The following is a 17471-nucleotide window of genomic DNA, read 5'->3' as shown; positions in this document are numbered from 1 at the left end:
GAAAGGCCGTCCATATATTGAAGTAAGAGGGCTCTTTGGAGAGGATGATGGTGCACGATGAGTGTTTACCAGTATTTCGTCCAACTGCACCGCTATTTGTCATGGCAAACAAAAAAAATACGGGGGTTGGAACGCCGCCTCCACGCACTTGAAGCCCGGCTTCGGGAAATGGAGGCTCAACCGCGTACATCGATCGAACGAATTGAATATAAATTTGACCAGCTCAAAGTAGAAACGCTTGAAGGAACGCTAAACATCGGGATCGCTCCGCCTGGAGCCGGCGGCACGATTGAAGACTTTGCCGTCGAACCGGTCAAAACGGTGATTCCAAAGCCGGAACCGGTGCTCATGCGCCCGATTCAAGAAAAAGTGGCCGCCTATCTCAACGGGGAAGCGCCGGAAACGTTAAAACGCCTTGAGCAGCAATACGGCCGCCGCCTCGACGATACGTATCGACAGTTCATTTTGCAAGACATCGCCCGGCAAACGGACGAGCGCATCCGCTTCTACTTGCAAGAGAAAGCCAACCATGGCTACGTTCCATCCGGTGACCGTGATGAGGCGGTCGAAAATGAAATTTTTCAAAAAGTGAAAGCCGATATCGAACAATCACTCGATGCGTTTTTAAAACATTTGCCTTCAGGGGAGGGAGAGACGTGAATTATACAGTGATCAATCGCCATCTGCATGTTGGCGACATCCGCCTCGTGGCCGTCGCCAGCGCCTCACTGTTTTTAATCGGCGACGCCGATGCGATCCATTTATCATCAGCGTTTGACACGCCACCCGAATCGCTCATCATCGGTCCGTTTGTCCCACTTGTGCCGACCCGAGGGGAAGCACCGTGAAACGAACGTCAGTTGTGCAAACGTTCCATGCTGAAACGCTTATCATTAGCTCTGTCCTGCAAATCGGCGACTCAGAGCGAATTTCCGCCCGCACGCGCGCCTTTGCCGTTCAGCGGCAATATGAACTGTTTTTTGGTCCAGAAGGAGAACAAATATTCCCTGTTTTTACGAAGCCGATTCCGCGCTGGACTTCTCCATCGCCGGTAGCTGCACGCCAAACGCTCCATGAGTCCCCGGTCATTTCCGTTCAGTCTGTGCGCGTGCTCGCCGTTTCTTCGTCCGCTATCATCCATATCGGCTCGACTTCGACAGCGGAGGCAGAGGCAAGAATTAAACATATCCGTCAGCTGGCCGGTTCTGAGTCAAGCGCGTCAACGAGAGGGAGGGATTCATAATGCCTTCGTTTGTCGGCCCGATTAAAATCAATAACGTTAGCAGCGGAGCTGTCGTTCAAATGGGCGACTGTCTGTACATCGCGCCGAAAGTCGCCACAAAAACGCAAGCCGGATCCGGTGGATTCAACACCGGCGATTTTGTGATGACGAACAACGCCATCAGTTTTACAAACTCATTTGATCCGGATGTGTTTGACCAAAATGTGGCCGCCAACAACTAACTGCAAAGGATGAAACCCTTTCATCACCTTTCTTCAACACGGCAAAGAGACCGCCGCATTAACGACCAAATGGGAGAAATAGGAGATCAGCCTTATCAGAGAAGGCCACCGAAACAAAAAAGAGCAAGGGAGCTGACCCAAAACGCGAATGCGTTTTGGATCAACCCTCCTTTCCTTATACATATACGCGCAAAACGCTGTTAGAACGGAGCGAAAGAACCCCACCCTCTTGAAACAGCTTTCTTTTGCCTAAAGCCCTTCCTGTTCGACGGGCACGTCAATTTACATCATTTCCAGTCGGACGCGCGTGCCGCGGCCGGACGGTTCAGCCGGTTCGACGATAAGCCGTCGCGGCAGACGGTTGCGAATTTCTTGAACATGGCTGATGACGCCGACCGCCAGCCGCTCGGTATGCAGTTTTTCCAAGGCAGAAATGACCGTCTCAAGCAGCTCAGCATCGAGGGTGCCAAACCCTTCATCCAAGAAGAAAAAGCGGAGCGGATATTCGCCGCGCAGCTGAATTTGCGCCGATAACGCCAGCGCCAACGACAGCGACGTCAAAAACGTCTCGCCGCCCGAGAGTGTCGATACGGGGCGTCTGACGCCGCCGTTGGCATCATCACGGATCAGAAACCCCCCCTGCGAATCCAATTCGAGCGAATACCGATGCCGTGTCAGCCGTTGCAGCCGTTCCGAAGCCATGGCGGTTACGTGCTCGAGCTGCTCTTCAGCCATAAATTCGACAAAGCTGTTGCCGCGAAGCAGCGCCTGCAGCTGTTTATACCGTTCGATGCGCCGGCTGAGTTCCGCCTGCTTCTCCTCAAGTTCAACAAAGCGGCTATGTTTTTTTCTCATCTCTTCCACCTTCGCTTGAGCCGCCCCGAGCTGCTGCGTCATCGCCTCCACTTGCTCCTTCAACTCGGCATATACACGTTGCATCGTCTCCCATTGTTCGGCGCTCACCGTCTCCCCCCCGATGGCGGCGGCCAGTTGGGCGAGGCGATGTTCGGCTTGCTCGATTTGGCGCCAATAGCGGCGGATCGCCTCATCCCATTCATCCCGTTGCGCTTTTTTTGCCTTCGCTTGCTTGACTTGTTCGGCATCGGCAAACATGGTGTCCGAAAGCGCGCCGCGCCAGCGAGCGAGCGCCTCTTCTTCGCGGCGGGCGCTTTCTTCCCACGCCTGCTTGGCCGCTTTGGTTTCGCTTTCAAGCATTTGATATTCCCGCTGGACCCGCTGCCAGGCCTCATACGCCTGTTGCTCGCCGTTTTGCAATCGACGCCATTCGGCCTCCACCTTCTGAAGCTGCACGGCCGCTGGGTCTGAGCCCACCTTCTCGCCCCGCTGCCGCTCATATTCATTCCATTGTTGCTGTTTGGCGCCGATCAGCGAGTCAAGACGCACCTGCTCTGTCTCAAGCTGACGCCGCTCTTCGGCCGCTTCCTCTTTCGCCCGCTGTTTTTCCTCTAAAAACGGCACGCTGTCCTCCAGCCGCTTTTGCACGTCACGCCGCATTTTTTCCCGTTCGCGCAGCTGTTCATACACTGCATCAATCGTCTCAAGCGAAAGCGAAGGATACGTCTGCCGCCATTGCTGTTCAAGTTGCCGCCGCTCTTCCTCCAGCCGCTGTTTTTCAACTTGCAACGCTTCAATGTCCGCCGCTGCCCACTGGCACGCTTTCTCTGCTTCGCGCCGCGCTGACTCAGCTTCGTTCCATTGGGCAAGCGCCCGGTAGACCGCTTCTTTCAATTCGATGACATCTTGGGCAAGCGCCCGCACTTCCACAGTGAGATCGATCGCCTCCTCCGCCGAGCGGTTTTCGGCAAACACAGGCGGCGCTTCATGTCCTACTGCCAGCTCGGCGAGTTGCTCGAGCTGCGCCTTGAACGAAATGATCGTTTGCCAATCTTGTTCATACCGCTGTCGCTCTGCCTCAAGCTCGGACAGACGCTCAAATTGGACATCGCGCGGCGCAGCGGCTGGATGCGGATGCTCGCACGATCCACACACTGGACACGGCTCACCGGGACGGAGCCGCTCAGCCAAGGCGGAAGCGAGGTGCGCCGTCCGCGCTTCTTCAGCTCGCTGTCGCTCCGCCTCTATGGCTTTCTGCAAAGTATACAATTGTTTTTCAGCGTCCTGCTGCCGCCAGCAGACGAAACGATACGCCCGCTCCACACGCCGGAACAGCTCTTGGAGTCGGGAGCTGGCAGCCGCTGATCGGCGTTCCCGCTCCAACTTTTCCTCTTTCGCCCGTCGCCAAACGCTTTCTTTTTGCCGAAGCTGAGCATCAATGCGAGCAATGGCTGATGCCGTTTGCTCAATATGCTGCTTCTGCCTGTATGCCTGCTCTACCTCATCTTTTCCAGCCAGCGCCTCCTCATGCCGTTTCAGTTCCTCTTTCAACTCCCGCTGCCGCTTTACGCCGCGCTCATACCAGACCGACGCCTCTTCAAACCGGCGGGCGGCTGCCTTCTCCCGGGCAATGAGCCGCTCCCTTTCTTCACGAAGAGCAGCGAGTTCCTGTCCAAGCACTTCCATTTGTTGCTCAAGCTGCGCCGCCTGCCGCAGCCGTTCCATCTGAACAAGCAATTCCGGTTCCCGCTGCGCCTTTTCTTGGCGCGCCCGTTCATAACGTTGCGCTGCTTCTTTATAGCTCGATTGGACTTCCTCTAACCGACGAGCGAGTCCTTCATACCGACGAAACGCCTCTGCCCGCAAACGGCTCGCCTGCTCGCACTGCTCCCAATACGGCCAAATGCGCTCCGCTTGCTCGGCGCGCTCCTTTTTCTCCTCAAGCTCGCGAATGCTGGATTCGCGCCGCCGCAGCACGGCAAGCTCTTGTTCAACCTCTTCTTTTTCTTGCTGCCGCACCCATCGTTGTTTTGTTCGTTCCACATCTGCTTCGACTTCTTCTAGTTCTTTTTTTCGCTTGGCCAACAGCCCCGCGAGCTCCCGCACGTCCATCTCTGCCTGCTCGAGCGCTGCTTTTGAAGCGTCACCGAGCCCCGCTTTTTCCGCTTCGATTTTTTCCCATTCTTGCTCAGCGGCGGCAAGCCGGTCTTTCAACTTTTTGTTCAACTGATCGCCATACCGCTCAAGATGAAAGAGGCGCTGCAGCATTTGCCGCCGCTCCGCCCCTTTAAGCGACAGAAATTCGGCAAATTTTCCTTGCGGCAAGACGACCGCCCGGGTGAAATCCTCCATCGTCAAGCCGAGCAATTGCTCGATTGCCTTGTCCACATCCGATAGTTTATCGGCGAGCACGACCGGCTCGGGCCGGTGCTCGATCAGGCGGCAAACAGCGCTGCGCGTCCGCCACTCATCCACTTTTTTTAAGCTTCGTTCGACTGTATACCGTTTCGCTCCTGCCGCATTTTCCAGTTCAAACGTAAACGAAACGAACAACCCTTGCTCCGCGTGGTTGATGATCGCCTGCGTACGGTTAGCCGCCCGCTCGACGCAGCCGAACAAGGCAAGCGTCATGGCGTCTAAAATCGTTGATTTGCCGCTTCCAGTCGGCCCGAAAATGCCAAACACCCCACCCTCGCACAGCGCAGTGAAATCGATCGTCTGCTTTTCACGAAAGCTATGAAGCCCGGCGATCGTCAGCGAGATCGGCTTCATTCTTCCTCTCCTTCCTTCTCTTCTTCCGCCGCCAGCTCCAAAAAGAGGCGGACGAGCTCTTCATCCGGCGTTTGTCCCCCGGTCTGCCGTTCGTAAAATCGGTGAAACATTTCTTCGAGTGAAAGCGGCTCGCGGCTCATTTCCATCATCTCTTCCGCCCGATCGGGAAACACCGGGCGAATGTTGACAAATCCGGGATGAAGCTTACGCAGCCGATCAATTTCTTCCATTGTCAACGGCTCGGTCACATGAATCTCCAAATCGATCCAGCCGGATCGGTCTCTTCCCTCCTCGCACCAACGATGCACTTGGGCGAGCCCCTCTGTCGCCTTCCAGCGGATAAGCGGCTTGCCCGCGGAAAGCGGGATTTCCTCCACCTTAGCCGCTTCCCTCGGATGCACGTCGACGACCGTGACCGATTTGGCATGGCCGGCTTCGGAAAAGCTGTACGCCAAAGGCGAGCCGGAATAGCGAGCCGCCGTCTTTGCCCGCTTGACGTCCTGCGGCCGGTGCAAGTGGCCAAGCGCCACATATTGCGCGGCTTTCGGCAAGCTCTCCGCCGCCACCGTATAAGCGCCGCCGACTTCAATCGGCCGCTCGGAATCGGACGTATGTCCGCCGGCGACGTAAAGATGGCTCATCGCGATATTGACGGTCTCCATCGTGAACGAGGCAGCCATCGCCGCTAATAGGGCGCGGATGCGTTCATCGTACCGATCGCGCATCGTTGTTTCCTCGCAGTCGGACGACAACAGCTCGGCAAGACGCGATTCGGACGGATAGGCCAACGGAGCGAGCATCATCGTTTCGCCGCACGATGGGACATCAATCCGGCAAACAACCGCTTGCGGGCGACCGAAAAGAAAAATATTGTGCTCAGACAGCAACGGCCGGGCGGCGCTGATCCGGTCGGGATGGTCGTGATTGCCGCTGATGATCGCCACGGGACGGCGTCCTTTGTCGGACAGGCGGGCGAGGCTTTCATAAAACAGCTGTTCCGCAGCCGCCGGCGGGTTGACGGAGTCGAACACATCGCCGGCCACAAGGATGACGTCGATTTGTTCTTTCTTGACAATCTCCACAAGCTCATCAACAAACGCCTCTTGCTCGGCCATCCGACTTCGTCCCTCAAGCGTTCGCCCAAAATGCCAGTCCGCGGTATGCAAAATGCGCATTCCTTCTCCTCCCTTGCATCACTCAACAGCCACAACAAATCTTCCATCAAACGAATACAAATAGCATTCCGCCACCGGCGCGCGCCAAATTTGTTCGATGGCCCGCCGGTACAAGCGCATTTGCGTCCCGTAGCGGCCGAGCAGAAAACGAGCCGCTTCATCCTGTTGTCCGGCAAAACGGCGGGCGACTTCATCCGTTTTATAGTCGATCATCACATAGCCGCATTCGTCGACAAAGATGCAGTCGATCACCCCTTGCACGAGGACGCACCGGCCGTTTTCCGTCCCTTCGCGGCCGTACAGTTCAGCCGCTGGAAGCCCTAAACTGAACGGCACTTCACGGTGTACTTCGCGGGCAGCGCAAAGGCGGCGGCCAAGATCTGAAGCGAAAAAGGCAGCGATGGCTGCTGGATCGACCGCCTCAGCCTGTTCTGTCGACAGCAGCTCTTTGTCAACAAGGCGGACGATTTGACTGCGGATCGACGATTCATCAAGCGGCGCCTGCAAATCGAGATGGCGCATGACGATATGGAGGGCCGTTCCTTTTTCGGCCGGCGTCAACGTTTTCCCCTGCATGAAACGCGGCCGTGAAAACACCGGAGCTGTCCCTTGGCGCGGCCGCCATTCGTCCGCTTGCTCGCCAAAAAGTGCGCGATGTTCTTTGAGTTCTGACACCGATTGCTTGGCGCGCACGGCCGTTTCTTTCTCATACGAATACCGCCACAACAAGCGGCGTTTTGCCTCCTTCTGCCACCCTCCTTCCACGGGAACGGGTCGGCCTTGTTCGAGGGCAAGAAGCACGTCGCTATTCATCTCCTCTCTTGCCGCCTCTTCGCCGCACAAATCGGCAGCCGGCACGATGGCGATGCGCCACACAGACGGATGGGAAGCGACCTCTTCAGGCGCTTTCGTTCCCGCAAGCGCTTCTCCATCGCGATGACGAATGAGCGCCCGGCCGATCCAATCCAAGTAGGAGCGAGCCGAAGCCCGCACATCGTCAGGGAGAAGCCATCCGCGTTCTGAAACAACGCTTTTCCATTTTTCAATCTCCTTGGCCGCATCGTTGACCGACGCCAGCAAATACAGCTTCTCTTTTGCCCTTGTAAGCGCGACATACAAAATGCGCATCTCCTCAGCGAGCAACTCGAGCCGCTTTTTCGCTTGAATCGCCAACAACGGCAGCGTCGGATAGCTGATGCGCAGCCGTGGGTGGACAAAGCGAGCAGCGAAGCCCAGCTCTTTATCAAGCAAATATGGGTGATGCAAATCACGTGTATGAAACGAACGCGCAAGCCCGGCAAGAAACACGATCGGAAATTCCAATCCTTTGCTGCTGTGAATCGTCATGACGCGCACAACGTCTTCCTGCTCGCCGAGCGGACGAGCTGCTCCTAAATCGTCGCCGCGCTCTTGCAGCCGCTCGATGAAGCGAAGGAAGCGGAACAACCCACGAAACGACGTCGACTCATACTGTCGTGCGCGGTCGTACAAAGCGCGCAAGTTCGCCTGTCGTTGCCTGCCGGCCGGCAGTGCGCCGACAAAATCATAAAATTGCGTATCGCGGTACAGCTGCCAAATGAGATCTGCTAATGAACGGCGGCGCGCCATCGTGCGCCAGCCGTCAAGACGGTCCAAAAAAGCCGACGCCTTTCGTTGAGCTTTGGCCTCTTCTTCCGTTTCCGCCCGTTTTTGCCGAAACGAACAGAGCGCTTCATAAAACGTGCCTTTTGGATCGGCGAGACGAATCATGGCGAGCTCATTCTCGTCAAAACGAAAGAGCGGCGACCGGAGCACCGCGGCGAGCGGAATGTCTTGGTGCGGGTTATCGATCACTTTTAACAATGAGAGCATGACGGAAATTTCTGTCGCCTGAAAGTAACCGGATGATAAATCCGCAGCCGCCGGGATGCCTTGCGCCTGCAGCTGCTCGATCATCTGCGGCGCATGCGTCATCGAACGGACAAGGATGACGATGTCACGGTACATGGCGCGCCGCGGCTGCCCGCTTGAACGATCGTATACATAAAACGGCGCAGAAACGATCTCTTTGATTTTTTTCGCCATCAGCCGCGCCTCGAGCTCCGCCGCTTCCCATTCCGCCGCTTCCTCTTCGTCCTCTTCCGACGCACGCTGCCGGTTGATGATCATGACTTCCGGCGCCGCATCCTCCCCTTCCGGGTAATCGGCTCCGTATTTCAACTGCGCCGCTTCGTCGTAAACCATTTCGCCGACGGTTTCCCCCATGAGCTGCGCGAACAGAAAGTTCGTTCCGTCCAACACCTCGCGGCGGCTGCGGAAGTTGCTCGCGAGGTCGATTTTCATTCCCCCTGCTTCCCCGTCGACGGTGAATCGTTTGTATTTGCCCAAAAACAACATCGGCTCGGCGAGGCGGAACCGGTAAATGGACTGTTTGACGTCCCCGACCATAAACAAATTGCCGGTCCGTTCACTCCCCTTTTTCACCAGTTGCAAAATCGCTTCTTGAACGAGGTTCGTATCTTGGTACTCGTCAACGAGCACTTCATCAAACTGCGCTTGGTATTCCAAGGCGACAGGAGAAGGTTGCCATGCGCCCGTTTTCGGGTCGCGCCGCCGCAAAACATGCAAACAGTAATGCTCCAAGTCGGAAAAATCGACGATGCCTTTTTCCCGTTTCGCTGCTTGGAACATGGCGGCAAAACGACGGACAAGGTTGGCAATCGTTTCAATGATCGGCTTCATCTCCCGCATATGGCGGAGCCAGACGGATGGATCAAGCGAAAATACATTGTCGCGCAGCCCCTCTATTTTCTTTTTTGCCTGATCGCGCAATGATTTGGCCTCATCGATCAGCCGCTCGTCATAATCCTTGCCGCGGCAAGCCGGAAGCCGCCCAAACGACAGCGTCTTGAGCGCGTGATGCAGCTCGACCCACGGTCCAGAAAGACGCGCTTCCAAATCAGCGATCAGATCTTGATCTTCGCGCAACCGCTCCGCATACGGCCCCGGTCCACCCGGTTCTTCTGCAAGCTCAAGCGCCCTTTCGATCAGCCGTTTGGCCGCCGCCATCTCCATCGCGGCATGTTGCGCGATATAGCGGGCTGCTGGCAGCGTCTTGATATCTGTTCGTTCGTCGACATCATACATCGCAGTCAAGCCGTCCAGCCATTCGTCCGGCTCGGGATGGGAGCGGGAAAATTCATAAAGGGCGATAATCATCTCCTGCAGCTCTGCATCGCTCCGGTCGCCCGTATAGGCATCCACCACAGCGAAAAACCGCTCGTTGTCCGGCTTTCCGTATTCCTCCTCAAGCAGCTCTTCAAGGACATCCTCTTTCAACAGCTCGATTTCCGTTTCATCCGCGATGCGAAACGATGGATCCAAATCGAGCAAATAGTAATGCTTGCGGACAACATCCAAACAAAAGGAATGAAGCGTCGAGATCGCCGCTCGGGGGAGCAGGCTGAGTTGACGCCGCAGATGGAGCGAATGCGGCCGCTTGGCGAGTTCGCGTTCAAGCGCCTCGCCGATTCTTGCTTTCATCTCCGCGGCCGCCGCATTGGTAAAGGTAACGACAAGCAATCGGTCGATATCGACTGCTCCTTCTTCCGCTGTCACTTTTTGAATGATCCGCTCAACAAGAACGGCCGTTTTCCCGGATCCGGCCGCCGCAGCGACAAGAATATCGCGGCCGCCCGCGACGATCGCCTTCCATTGTTCATCCGTCCATCGGCTCCCAGCCGGCTTCGGACGAATCGTGACGTTCATTTATTCTTCCTTCCCTTCCGCTAGTTTTTCCATCACCGCTTCCTTCGTTTGCGGAGCAAGCTTCCGGTATTCGTTGCCGGAGAGGGCCTCATCAAATTGGCAGACCGGTTTAAATGAGCAAAAATCGCATGCCGTTTTATCTTTCAACTTGTACGGGGCGATCGACACGACGCCGTCGACGATTTGTCCGCCGATGTCGATAAACAAACGGCGGACATGCTGGCGAAGCGCGGCAAAATCGGATGGACTCGCCACCGACGAACGCGAATGGATCGACCCGCTTTTCGTAAGCTGAGCAGGCACAATCAGCGACCATTGTCCGTCTTCCGTTCGGCTGTCCATCAGTCGGATCGCCTCGACATCAGCAAGCAGCAGCCCGCGCATCCGAAACGGTTCAAGCAACTTTTTTGCCATTTCGATTTCGTCATCCACCCATTGCTTCGCTTGAACGATCGGATTGTGGATATGAAAATAAAGCACCCCGGCCGGCAAGGCTGGCTGTCCGACAAGCTGTTCGGCATACGTCAGCACGATGTCCAAGTAGGTGAGCATTTGCAGCGCCAAGCCGTAATATACTTCCGTTAAATCGAGCGTTTTCGCGCTCGATTTGTAATCAATAATGCGAAGAAGCACTCCTTGGCTGCTTTCCGCCTTATCGACGCGGTCGATCCGCCCGATGAGTTCCATCACAGTGCCATCGCGAAGACGAAACCGAAGCGGCGGCAGGTCGCCGTTCGGGCCAAACGAAAGCTCAAGTCCGATCGGAACGAATCCGCTCGCCCGCGCATGCTCACTTAACACATGGGTTGTACGAGCAACAACATGTTTTAATTTTCGTTTCATATATTCATAGCGATGAGAGCTTGAGAGCACTTGCTGCTGGATGAGCGGGGCGATTCGCTCGACCGCTTCGGCCGACAGCCGTTCGCAGTCTGGTCTTGACAGTTCGCGCCAATCAAGATGCTGTTCACGCAACCGATCGGCGATTTGCTTGATGGCGGCATGGAACAATTGCCCCACATCCGGTGCCTCAAGCCGGAAAACGTTGCGCTCTTTCAACCGCAGTCCGTGCGATGCGAAATGGGCATACGGGCATTTTTGAAACTGCTCCATGCGCGAGACGCTCGCCTGAATTTTTTTGCCGTACAGCCGCTGGCTCCACTTTTTTTTGAGCGGCTTTGCTCCGTTTGTATAAAAGAGCGCGGAAACAGCATGCCGCACCTGCTCCTTCCAGTCCCGGTGGCCGATGAACGTGTTATATACATCCCACCAAAGCGGATCGATGCCGTAGTTGCGCTTCCATGCTTGGAGTTGGCTGATTAAATACGTTTGCGTCGCCCGCGGCGCGGTCACGAACGCCTCTGCTTTTTCTGCCGGGGCGTCGAACGGGTCGTTGCCGCACAGATGCACCGGAGCATGCGGAAACAGTTCAGCCAGCTGCCTGATGAGCGGTGAAGGCATCAGCGCCTTCCCTTCGCCATCAGCAAGCGGATACGTGACGTACAGCCGGCGGCTTGGGCAAACGAGCGCCAAGTAAACAAAAAACGGATCGTAAAACAGCTGCTCCCGTCCCCCCGGAGCAAGCGCTGCCCCCAGTTCGCGCAGCTGCTCGCGCTCCATTTCGGCCATCAGCCCGTCGTCCTTCACTTTCGCTGGAATAACGCCCTCATTGGCGCCGATTACAAACGCATAGTGCACCCCAATTAAACGCGAGCGATCAAGCTGTGCGACGATCACCTGGTCCATCGCCGGCGGCACGAGGGAGAATTCGAGCCGATCGAGCCCAGCCTCAATAATCTTGGCAAACTCGTTGAGCGACAGCGATTCTGTCCCAAGCATTTCAACATATTGATCAAGCAGATCGATGACAGCGTTCCATGCCTGTTCATGCTGGCGCGCTTCAACGAGGCGGCCGTCTGCTTCTGCTTGCGCGCTCATTTTCTCTAGTTTTTTTGGAATCTGCAATTCTTCCAAAAACAGATATAATGCCATGCAAAACCCTTGTCCGTCCTCTGCCCGGCGCAGACGGCGCTCCAACCGGCGGAGCGGGGCGGCCAGCGCCTCGCGCCATTCATTGAGCTTGTCCTCAAACTGGCGCTCCTCGTCTGTCTGCGGCACGTTCAAACCGTCAAGCGCCTGATAGCGCCGATACGTCCAACGCTCATTGTTTGTCCACTTATCCCCTTTGATTCCGTAAGCAAGCACATAATTTTCAAGCTTGTCGGCCGCCTCGCGCCACATATGCAGATCACCGTCCGCTGGAAAAAGCAAATCCGTTTTCACCGCCCGAAACACCGCTTCATATCGCCAACGCGTCACGACCGTCTCTAAGGCAGCGCGCACGAGTTCAATGAGCGGATGGTGGTGCATCGGCTCTTTTTCATCCATAAAATACGGGATCCCAAAATCAAAAAACACCGTTTTCACCAGATCACGGTACGCCTCCGTCTGGCGAATGATCAGCGCAATGTCGCGATAGCGGGCCCCTTCATCACGGACAAGGCGAATAATTTCGCGTGCGACCGCTTCGATTTCCGCTCGGCGATTGGACGCCTCATAAAGATGGATGGCATCGGTCTCTGCACGATATGGAAGCAACGGGCGGCGATGAAATTGCGCCTCAAGATGTACGAGAGCCCTGTCCTCATGGCGGCGGTTGGCCGAAAGCACGATCGGCTCTTCGATCGCAATATCATTGCTTAGCGCCAGCTCGCACAACTGACGGTATGTTTGCGCCGGCAAATAAAAGAGATGAAGTTCGTCCGGCATTTCGTCGTCATACGGCCGGTCGATCGTCAAACACACGGTGACGCGCCGGCAATGGCGAAGAAGCTGTTCGATGATCATATATTCTTGCGGCGCGAAATGATGAAAGCCATCGATATAAATGTCAGCATCCCGCAAATAACTTGAGCGCGGAATATGTTCAGCCAGCAGACGCAAATAATCTTCCGAATCAAGATAGTGGCCGGCAAGGCCTTTCTCAAGCTCCTCATAAACGAGCGCTACATCGCTCAACTTATCAGCCAGCAAACGGCGCCCCGGCTGGCTTGACCCGTTCTCGAGCGCTTCGGCATGACGGCGGAGTTCATCGGGCGTCAAGCAATATCGCTTACATTCAGCGATCATTTCGTTCAGCTGCTCAATAAAGCCATGTTTGTCCGCCGCGCGCCCAAACAGTTTCAGCTCTTGTCTGCGTTGCTCAATAATTTTGCGGATCATCATCTGCACGCCAACATCATGAATGTGATACCGGGTTATACCGCCTGTTTCCTGCAGCACGCGCCAAGCGAGGCGAGTGAAACTGAACACTTGAGCCCGAATCATTCCGCCCACTCCATCGGTATGTATCAACGCGTATTCACATTGAAACGTCATTTGCTCTGGAACGAGATAGACGATCACCCTTCCTTTTGGATCCTCTTGCAGCTGACGGCGAATTTCTTCGAGGCAGACAGCCGTTTTCCCACTTCCTGACCGCCCGAGCAAAAACCGCAGCGACATTGTATCCACCACCATTCGTTTCCTCTATTTGTTTTATTTTAGCACGTATGTTCGTTTTTAGGAAGAAAAAAACGCCTTCCGGCTGTGGGTTATATGGAGGCAATCTGAAACGTTAACGTTTATTTCTTTTTGTGGAGCGAGCCGACATGTCAGCGACTGTCGGACGGCTGAACAACCTCGCTTCGAAGGATCCCATTTATTGGTCTGCGAAGCTTCACTTCGTTATAGAAGCGGAAGACTTCTTTCGGACAGAGGTTAAAACTGAAAGGCGAACTGTTTAAACGGCCAGTAGCGAAAGTCCACTTTGCCGACAATTTGGTTGATTTTGACAAACCCAAAATGGCGGCTGTCCCAGCTGCTAAGCCGGTTATCGCCAAGAACGAAAATGCAGCCGGGAGGCACCCGTGTTTTCCCAGTCACCTCCTCAAGCGTAAAATCCCCGGTCAGCCTGCCATCAAGCAACTTTTGCTTATACGGGCGCAAATACGGTTCGTCAACTCTTTTTCCGTTGACATACAAGACGTCGTTTTTGTACTCGATCCGATCGCCAGGCAGACCGATGACTCGCTTAACGTAATCTTCCTTTTTGTTGGCGTGAAAAACGACAATGTCAAACCGGCGAATAGGCCCTATGTCGTAGGAAAGTTTATTGACGATCAACAAATTGCCGCTCTCTAGCGTCGGCATCATCGATTTCCCTTCCACCACGTAATTGCTGAACACGAACAACCGGAGCGCGGCGACAATGCAAGCAGCAACAAACCAAAGCCATCGGCGGCCTCGTTTTTCTTTTTCCTTTTGCTTTGTCACTCCCCGCCCTCCTCGCCGCCTTGTTTTTCCGTCAATGAAAATCGCGCTTCCACCCGTTTTCCGGCATACCAAAGCAACAGAACGACTACGGCGATCATCGCCGTGCGCAACGGCTGACGGATGAGCGCCTCTAAGTCATAGCCGATAAAACTGATGGTAAACACCATGATCATCTTTCCTAGCAGCACCGCCAATACAAACTGCTGGCGGCTGATGCGCGACAGCCCAGCAACAATATTGACGAGCGCCGATGGGGTGAACGGAAAGCAATACAACAAAAACAGCGGACCAAATCCGTGTCGCTCAATCCAATGCATAAATTGCCGCACTTTCGGGTGGCGACGGACAAAGTGAAAAAAACGCTTCTGCCCCACTTTCCGCGTCAGCCAAAACACAATGAGCGAGCCAAGTGAAGCGCCTAGCCAAGAGATCAGAAACCCTTTCCATAGTCCGAACGCCGCTGCGTTCGCCATCACGAAGACGAACATGGGCAAAATGGGAAAAAACGACTCAAGCAGCGTCGCTGCGATGCCGGGAAGCACGCCGAAAGAGCGGTATTGTTCGAGCAGGGAAAGGATGCTGTCGAGCGTGAACCATTGTCTGATTGTTTCCATATCCATGTCTATTCCCCATTCAAATGCCGTTTATATCTTTATTTTACACGTCCAGGCGCCTAATTTGAACTCATCTTTAGGAAAATCCATTTTTATCAATTTGTTCAGCTAGCTCTGTTTTTCTTGCTGCATGCGAAATATGTATTGGAGTTTGCGCTCCCTCGCTTCCATCCGCTCGGATAATTTTGTCCGAAGTTGAGCCGTTCGGTATAGCTGGTTGATGAACGATTTGCAGGAAACATCGAGGGATATGCTTTTTCCGTTGCGGAAATAAACGATGGTCCGCTCATATTTGGCAGGCTCATACCGATAGACGTGCATGTGCGAGAGCCAAACGCAGCGGGAGTCACGCGGAGAGGCGGTTGGAAATACGTAAATTTCATTGGCTGGTTCAATGGCGATCGGCGCTTTATGAGTAATGCCAATGACGGCTTTTGTTCCTTCTTTTCTTCCTTGAAAGCTGCTTCCGTAATAATCACAACTATGTTTAATAATGTCAATCGGCGTTTGTTTGATGATATATTCGCCGTCCTCTTCAATGACTTTCGCATACACATCGCTGTTTAAAAAGTATGGGAGAATCGCCATCGTATAACGGCTTACGATGAATTGCTCCAATACAATGAATTCATTGACTTTCATCCGTTCATCTCCTCTCTTAATCAACTCGCTCACTACTCCTATCATACCATCAGCAGTTATATTTTTCTATATTTTGCAAAAAATCTAATGAAAAAACCCATGACAATCGTCATGGGCGTTCTAGGAGTTTTCGAACGTTTGGCCGATTTCTTTGGATGCTAAATATTCATTCGCTTGTTCCAACGCGGTATGCTCGCCGACCGAGTCGCCAGCATACGTCTCTTCATTCATCGACCATTGCTCAAAATGAAGATCCGTGCTGACACGAAACTCGGCAGGCATCAGCTCCGGCAGGTTGCTTTTGTTTTTTTCCATCCCATCGCCTCCCTACGCCTATAGGATGCTCCATCTTTTTCCTTTTATACACAAAAAAGATCCATGGGCAACCTTTTGCCCTCCACCCGGGGATGAAAATCCGCGTCAGTCCTGCATTTTCACGGAAAAAGCCCGGTCAAGCCGGGCTTTCGTCTTCGTTTGCGATCGGTTTGCATTACGCTGTCGTAAACTGTTCCTCTTCGGTCGATCCTTTCAAAGCGACGGTTGACGATTGGCCGCCAGAGATCACTTGGGCGACTTCGTCGAAATAGCCCGTGCCGACTTCGCGCTGATGGCGCGTCGCCGTATAGCCATACTTCTCGGCGGCAAACTCCGCTTGCTGCAGCTCGGCGTACGCCGCCATGCCGCGCTCTTTGTAGCCGCGCGCCAGTTCGAACATGCTGTAGTTGAGCGCATGGAAGCCGGCCAATGTCACGAATTGGAATTTGTATCCCATTTTGCCGAGCTCTTGCTGGAATTTGGCGATCGTTTCGTCGTCCAATTTTTTCTTCCAGTTGAACGACGGCGAGCAGTTGTACGCCAGCAGCTTGCCGGGGAATTTCTCATGGATGGCTTCGGCAAATCGGCGCGCCTCATCCAAATTCGGCTCGCTCGTCTCGCACCAAATGAGGTCGGCATATGGCGCATAGGCAAGCCCGCGGGCGATCGCTTGATCCAAACCAGCTCTTGTGCGATAAAACCCTTCTGGAGTCCGTTCCCCAGTGATAAACGCTTGATCGCGCGGATCGATGTCGCTTGTGATCAAATCAGCAGCGTTCGCGTCAGTTCGTGCGATGAGCACCGTCGGAACCCCCATGACATCGGCGGCCAACCGCGCCGCGATCAAGTTACGAATCGCCGTTTGCGTCGGCAAAAGCACTTTGCCGCCTAAATGGCCGCATTTTTTCTCCGACGACAGCTGGTCTTCAAAATGGACGCCGGCCGCTCCGGCCTCAATCATCGCCTTCATGAGCTCAAAAACGTTCAGTTGGCCGCCGAATCCCGCCTCGGCATCGGCCACGATTGGTACAAAGTAGTCCACGTCCCCGCTTCCTTCTAAGTATTGAATTTGATCCGCGCGCTGCAACGCTTGATTGATTCGCTTGACGACATGCGGGACACTGTTGGACGGATACAGGCTTTGGTCCGGATACATCTGTCCGGCGAGGTTGGCGTCGGCCGCCACTTGCCAACCGCTTAGATAAATCGCCTTCAAGCCTGCTTTCACTTGTTGCACCGCCTGATTTCCAGTCAGCGCGCCAAGAGCCGCGACGTAATCTTCTGTATGAAGCAGCTTCCATAATTTTTCCGCCCCACGTCGAGCGAGCGTATACTCGATGTCAAGCGAGCCGCGCAGTTTAATGACATCCTCCGCGCTGTACGGACGGACGATTCCTTTCCAGCGCTCCTCGTTTTTCCAGGTTTCTTCTAATTGTCGGACACGTTCAGCAAATGACGCCATTTTTCCTTCCCCCATCTCTCTATTGTTATATTACATTATTTTATTTACGATTTTATTATATAACAGAGAAACAAAAGTGCAAGCATTTTTTTGAAACTTTTTTCAATTAGG

13 protein-coding genes are annotated in these 17471 nt (G+C 54.5%); 4 read left to right on the top strand and 9 right to left on the bottom strand.

Annotation, left to right across the window (positions count from 1 at the left end; genetic code table 11):
* The first annotated feature begins 57 nt into the window (after positions 1–57).
* The 4 genes from gerPC to ETC05_RS10145 are packed head-to-tail and all read left to right on the top strand — an operon-like array spanning position 58 to position 1464.
* On the top strand, positions 58–660 hold the full coding sequence (gerPC, locus tag ETC05_RS10160; RefSeq protein ID WP_031405372.1) for a spore germination protein GerPC: 603 nt from the start codon (positions 58–60) through the stop codon (positions 658–660).
* Positions 657–848 carry a hypothetical protein gene (locus tag ETC05_RS10155; protein WP_020755034.1) on the top strand — a complete coding sequence of 64 codons (192 nt, stop codon included), beginning with the start codon at positions 657–659 and terminating at the stop codon, positions 846–848. The genes gerPC and ETC05_RS10155 overlap by 4 nt, the downstream gene beginning before the upstream one ends.
* Positions 845–1243: a spore germination protein GerPE gene (locus tag ETC05_RS10150; protein ID WP_171660922.1), complete on the top strand. Its 399-nt coding sequence runs from the start codon at positions 845–847 to the stop codon at positions 1241–1243. The genes ETC05_RS10155 and ETC05_RS10150 overlap by 4 nt, the downstream gene beginning before the upstream one ends.
* A complete protein-coding gene (locus ETC05_RS10145) occupies positions 1243–1464 on the top strand; it encodes a spore germination protein (RefSeq protein ID WP_031405378.1) in 222 nt (73 codons plus the stop codon). The genes ETC05_RS10150 and ETC05_RS10145 overlap by 1 nt, the downstream gene beginning before the upstream one ends.
* A 282-nt stretch (positions 1465–1746) precedes the next feature.
* On the opposite strand, the gene ETC05_RS10140 is transcribed toward ETC05_RS10145, so the two are convergent.
* The 9 genes from ETC05_RS10140 to aceA all read right to left on the bottom strand — a co-directional run bounded on the left by ETC05_RS10140 (position 1747) and on the right by aceA (position 17360).
* The gene (locus tag ETC05_RS10140) at positions 1747–5091 is read right to left on the bottom strand and encodes an AAA family ATPase (protein ID WP_171660921.1); all 3345 of its coding nucleotides are present in this window, start codon (positions 5089–5091) and stop codon (positions 1747–1749) included.
* Positions 5088–6266, bottom strand: coding sequence for an exonuclease SbcCD subunit D (locus ETC05_RS10135; protein ID WP_031405382.1), 1179 nt, complete (start codon positions 6264–6266; stop codon positions 5088–5090). The genes ETC05_RS10140 and ETC05_RS10135 overlap by 4 nt, the downstream gene beginning before the upstream one ends.
* A gap of 18 nt (positions 6267–6284) precedes the next feature.
* Positions 6285–10013, bottom strand: a complete 3729-nt coding sequence (addA, locus tag ETC05_RS10130) for a helicase-exonuclease AddAB subunit AddA (RefSeq protein ID WP_171660920.1) — start codon at positions 10011–10013, stop codon at positions 6285–6287.
* A complete protein-coding gene (gene addB / locus ETC05_RS10125; protein ID WP_305792249.1) occupies positions 10014–13517 on the bottom strand; it encodes a helicase-exonuclease AddAB subunit AddB in 3504 nt (1167 codons plus the stop codon). It lies immediately after the preceding gene.
* A gap of 255 nt (positions 13518–13772) precedes the next feature.
* Positions 13773–14327 (bottom strand): signal peptidase I, encoded by a 555-nt coding sequence (gene lepB / locus ETC05_RS10120; protein ID WP_031405388.1) that lies wholly within the window; start codon positions 14325–14327, stop codon positions 13773–13775.
* Positions 14324–14947, bottom strand: a complete 624-nt coding sequence (locus ETC05_RS10115) for a TVP38/TMEM64 family protein (protein WP_031405389.1) — start codon at positions 14945–14947, stop codon at positions 14324–14326. The genes lepB and ETC05_RS10115 overlap by 4 nt, the downstream gene beginning before the upstream one ends.
* A gap of 102 nt (positions 14948–15049) precedes the next feature.
* Entirely contained in the window at positions 15050–15583 is a 534-nt protein-coding gene (locus ETC05_RS10110; protein WP_031405391.1) for a competence protein ComK, read from the bottom strand.
* Between the two features lie 120 nt (positions 15584–15703).
* Positions 15704–15898 carry a hypothetical protein gene (locus tag ETC05_RS10105; RefSeq protein WP_031405394.1) on the bottom strand — a complete coding sequence of 65 codons (195 nt, stop codon included), beginning with the start codon at positions 15896–15898 and terminating at the stop codon, positions 15704–15706.
* A 175-nt stretch (positions 15899–16073) separates the two neighbouring features.
* Positions 16074–17360: an isocitrate lyase gene (aceA, locus tag ETC05_RS10100; RefSeq protein WP_031405396.1), complete on the bottom strand. Its 1287-nt coding sequence runs from the start codon at positions 17358–17360 to the stop codon at positions 16074–16076.
* Between the last annotated feature and the right edge of the window lie 111 nt (positions 17361–17471).

Source organism: Geobacillus sp. BMUD (assembly GCF_013096845.1).
Classification (GTDB): domain Bacteria; phylum Bacillota; class Bacilli; order Bacillales; family Anoxybacillaceae; genus Geobacillus; species Geobacillus vulcani.
This window is presented reverse-complemented; position numbering and strand designations above follow the sequence as displayed.